This is a genomic window from Kineococcus arenarius subsp. arenarius (assembly GCF_050871845.1).
Taxonomy (GTDB): Bacteria; Actinomycetota; Actinomycetes; order Actinomycetales; family Kineococcaceae; genus Kineococcus.
Window position 1 is genome coordinate 1 of record NZ_JBJLSE010000166.1, and the last position, 3,850, is coordinate 3,850.

The window sequence follows — 3,850 nt, forward strand, 5'->3', positions numbered from 1 at the left end:
GCGCCGTGTGCGGCATCGTCGGAAGTGTTGTACCCACGGCCACCGACGATGCCGCGTGCTTGATCACCAGCCCAGTAGCGAAACGTGCAGATCAGGTGATCAAGAACTTCCCGAGCTGACCACTAGGGTGGATCGCGTCCGCACGACCCCACCGCCAGAGCAGGAGCGCGCCATGCCCGACACCCCGGCCGTCCACGTCGGACCCGGTGAGCGGAACGACCTGGAGGACGCCGTGCGCCGCGCCGGCGGGCGCGTCGCCGCCCTCGCCGACGCCGACGCCGTGGTGTGGGCCGCGGGCCCCGACGACCTGCCGGACCTGCCCGGCGCGGTGCGCTGGGTGCAGTTGCCCTCCGCCGGCATCGAGAGCTGGTTCGCCGCGGGCAGGGTGGACCGCGACCGCACCTGGACGTCCGCGGCCGGCGCCTACTCCGACGCCGTCGCCGAGCACGCCGTCGCCCTGCTGCTGGCCGGGGTGCGCGGCCTCGCCGTCTCCGCCCGGCTGAGCAGCTGGGACAACCGCGCCGCCGCTGGGCCCCAGAGCACCCTGCGCGGCTCCACCGTCGCGATCGTCGGGGCCGGTGGCATCGGCCGGGCGATGATCCCCGCGCTGAACGCCCTCGGCGCCACGGTGCTCGCCGTGACGCGCCGCGGCCACGACGTGCCCGGCGCCGCCGAGACGCTGCCCGCCGACCGCGTCGGGGAGGTGTGGGGACGCGCCGACCACGTCGTGCTGGCCGCACCCGCCACCAGCGAGACGAAGGCCCTCGTGGGCGCCGAGGAGCTCGCCGCCCTCGGCCCCTCCGGGTGGCTGGTGAACATCGCCCGCGGCACCCTCGTCGACACCGACGCCCTCGTCGACGCCCTCGCCCGCGGTGCGATCGCCGGCGCCGCCCTCGACGTCACCGACCCCGAGCCGCTGCCCGACGACCACCCGCTGTGGAGCGAGCCGCGGGCCCTGATCACCCCGCACGTCGCCAACCCCCCGCAGCTGCAGTCCGGCGGCCTGGCCGCCCGCGTGGAGGAGAACGTTCGCCGCTTCGCCGCCGGGGAGGACCTCGTGGGCGTCGTGGACGTCGACGCCGGCTACTGACGTCCCGCTCCCCACCCTCCTCCCCGGCGGTGATCTTGCACGAATGAGAGTTCAACCTCGCAAGATCACCGCGGGGTCGGGGTGGGGTGGCGCCGGGGCGGTGGCCGCGCCACGGTGGACGGCGTGCAGACGTTCCTCCCCTACGCCGACTTCGCGCGCTCCGCGGCCGTGCTCGACGCGCCCCGGCTGGGCAAGCAGCGGGTGGAGACCCTGCAGGTGCTGCGGGCCCTGGAACTGCCCGACTACGGCTGGGTGAACCACCCCGCGGTGCGCATGTGGCGCGGCTGCACCCCCGCCCTCGTCGCCTACGGCCTCGCCTGCGTCGACGAGTGGACCCGCACCGGTCGCGCCGACTCCACCCGCCGCCTCATCGGCGAGTTCGCCCCCGAGGTGATCGGGCGACCGCAGGCCGAGCTCGCCGCCGAGGGGCTCATGCCGCCCTGGCTCGGGGACGAGGCCGTGCACCGCAGCCACCGCTCGGCGCTGCTGCGCAAGGACCCGGCGACCTACCGGCCGATCTTCGGCGACGACGAACCCGACGACCTGCCCTACCGCTGGCCCGACCCGCCCTCCCTCGAACCGCGCCCGCGCGCCGGGGGCAGGCTGGTGTGGGTCGTGCGCCCCGGCTCCCCGCAGGTGCTGGCGGAGTTCCTCACCGACGGCGTCGTCGGGCTCGGCACCGAGTCCGGCATCGACGTCGACGTGCGCCTCGCGGAGGAGGGCACCACCCTGCGGCAGCTGCTCAAGCAGGTCACCCCCGGCAAGCGGCCCGGCAAGGACCTGCGGGTGCTGGACACGTTCGTGCACGAGCTCGCCCCCGGTGACGAGGTGGCCCTGCCCGTCGAGCAGGAGCAGGCCCTGCTGCTGGGCGAGGTGCTGGGCGAGTACGAGTTCGACGGCCGCAAGGGCGTCGAGGCCCGGCACCGCCGGCGGGTGCGGTGGGGCGGGCGCGCGGCCCGCTCGGACGTGCAGCCGCCGGCGATGCTGCAGGACCCCCGCAGGCTGTTCTGCGTGGACGTGGCCGCGTGAACCACCCGTCCGCGGGTACGGGACGGGCATGGCCGACACCGCTCTGCTCGACGTCGACGGCACCCTCGTCGACACCAACTACCAGCACGCCCTCGCCTGGTTCCGCGCGTTCCGCCGGTACGACCTGACCGTGCCGGTCTGGCGCATCCACCGCGCCATCGGCATGGGCGGTGACCAGCTCGTGCCCTCGGTCGCCGGCGACGACTTCGAGCAGGCCCACGGCGACGACGCGCGCGAGGCGTGGGTGGAGGAGTTCGACCGCCTCCTGCCCGAGGTCCAGCCGTTCGACGGCGCGCGCGACCTGATCGCCGAGCTCGGCCGGCGCGGGTGGAAGGTCGTGCTCGCCTCCTCCGGCAAGGGCAAGCACGTCGACGCGTTCCTCGACCTGCTCGACGCCCGCGAGCTGTGCGAGGCGTGGACGTCGTCGGACGACGCGGAGGCGACCAAGCCCGCCCCGGACCTGTTCCAGGTTGCGCTGCAGCGCGTCGAGGGCGCGTCCGGCGTCGTGCTGGGCGACTCCACGTGGGACGTCGAGGCCGCCGTGAAGGCCGGCCTGCCGGCGGTGGCGCTGCGCACGGGCGGGTACTCGGTGGGCGAACTGCGCGAGGCCGGTGCCGTCGCGGTGCAGGACTCCATGCGCGAGCTCATCGGTGCCCTGGACTCCACCCCCTTCGCCGCCCCCTCCTGACCCCCCTCCCCGCCCAGCGGTGATCTTGCACTGTTGAGCACTCAACGGTGCAAGATCACCGCTGGGCGGGAGCGCCCGGGGCCTGTGGGTGAGCGCTGCGGAACCGGGGTCCTGTGGACACCGGCCCGGTGGCCGGGGTGGGGCTGCACGGTGCGCAGGTGCCCACCACCCTGCCCGCGCGTCGTCGGGACGCTGCTGCGGAACTCGCGAACCCCCTGTCCCACGGCGACCGTGCGGCTGCGCTCGCGATCCTGCTCCCCCCGGTGCGGCCGTCGCCCGCCGGTCTGCAGCGGCCCGCCACGGCTTCCACCTGACGATGCCGGGAGAAGAGCCGGACCTCCTGCCCGTGGAGTGCGTCGTCGAAACGGGGCGTGCGCCGCTGCGGCGGCCCGGTGTGCGGTGCTACGAGGCGGTGCTGCGCGGGGACGTCGAGCTCGACGGGGCCGTCCCCGTCACCTCCGTGCTCCGCACCTGCTTGGACACCGCGCGGTACGAGGTCCCCCCGCTCGCTCTGGCCATGCTGGACCGTGCGCTGCGGATGGGGCTGCTGGACCCCGGTGCGGCGCTCTCCCGCCTGGAGGAGGTGCCCGGGGAGCGCGGTGTGGCGAGAGCCCGCCGGTTGCTGACGCTCGTCGACGCGGGGGCGGAGTCCCCGGGCGAGTCGTGGCTGCGCCTGCGCCTCGCCGACGCCGGGTTCCCCCGGGTGCGCACGCAGATCGAGGTGCCTCGGGCCGGGCGTGCGCCGTGGCGACTGGACGCGGGGTGGCCCGACCGGCGCATCGCCGTCGAGTACGACGGGGAGGAGTTCCACGGCTCCGCGCGGCAGCGCGAGCACGACGAGCGCCGCCGGGCCGACCTGCGTCGCCGGGGTTGGACCGTGGTGGGGGTGGGGCGCGGGGAGGTCCTCGGCCGGTCCCTCGCCCTGGAGCAGGGGGTGGGGGAGCTGCTCGGGCTCGAGCCGGCCATCCGCCGCCGCCTCTGGTGAACCCCTCCCCCCTCCCGCGGTGATCTTGCGCGGTTGAGGACTCAACCGTGCAAGATCA

General features: G+C 75.4%; 4 protein-coding genes. All 4 read left to right on the top strand.

Annotation, left to right across the window (positions count from 1 at the left end):
• Window positions 1-172: 172 nt before the first annotated feature.
• The 4 genes from ACRYM0_RS20505 to ACRYM0_RS20520 all read left to right on the top strand — a co-directional run bounded on the left by ACRYM0_RS20505 (window position 173) and on the right by ACRYM0_RS20520 (window position 3,792).
• Complete coding sequence (locus ACRYM0_RS20505) at window positions 173-1,090, top strand: D-isomer specific 2-hydroxyacid dehydrogenase family protein (protein WP_432507698.1); 918 nt, start codon at window positions 173-175, stop codon at window positions 1,088-1,090.
• A gap of 123 nt (window positions 1,091-1,213) precedes the next feature.
• Window positions 1,214-2,119 (top strand): MSMEG_6728 family protein, encoded by a 906-nt coding sequence (locus ACRYM0_RS20510; protein WP_432507699.1) that lies wholly within the window; start codon window positions 1,214-1,216, stop codon window positions 2,117-2,119.
• A gap of 28 nt (window positions 2,120-2,147) precedes the next feature.
• Entirely contained in the window at window positions 2,148-2,807 is a 660-nt protein-coding gene (locus tag ACRYM0_RS20515) for an HAD family hydrolase (protein ID WP_432507700.1), read from the top strand.
• A 316-nt stretch (window positions 2,808-3,123) separates the two neighbouring features.
• Window positions 3,124-3,792: a hypothetical protein gene (locus ACRYM0_RS20520; protein ID WP_432507701.1), complete on the top strand. Its 669-nt coding sequence runs from the start codon at window positions 3,124-3,126 to the stop codon at window positions 3,790-3,792.
• The last annotated feature ends 58 nt before the right edge of the window (window positions 3,793-3,850 follow it).

Excerpts from the sequence above, each read along its gene's own strand:
- ACRYM0_RS20505 (WP_432507698.1), top strand. The coding sequence starts at position 173 with ATGCCCGACACCCCGGCCGTCCACGTCGGACCCGGTGAGCGGAACGAC.
- ACRYM0_RS20515 (WP_432507700.1), top strand. The coding sequence starts at position 2,148 with ATGGCCGACACCGCTCTGCTCGACGTCGACGGCACCCTCGTCGACACC.
- ACRYM0_RS20520 (WP_432507701.1), top strand. The coding sequence starts at position 3,124 with ATGCCGGGAGAAGAGCCGGACCTCCTGCCCGTGGAGTGCGTCGTCGAA.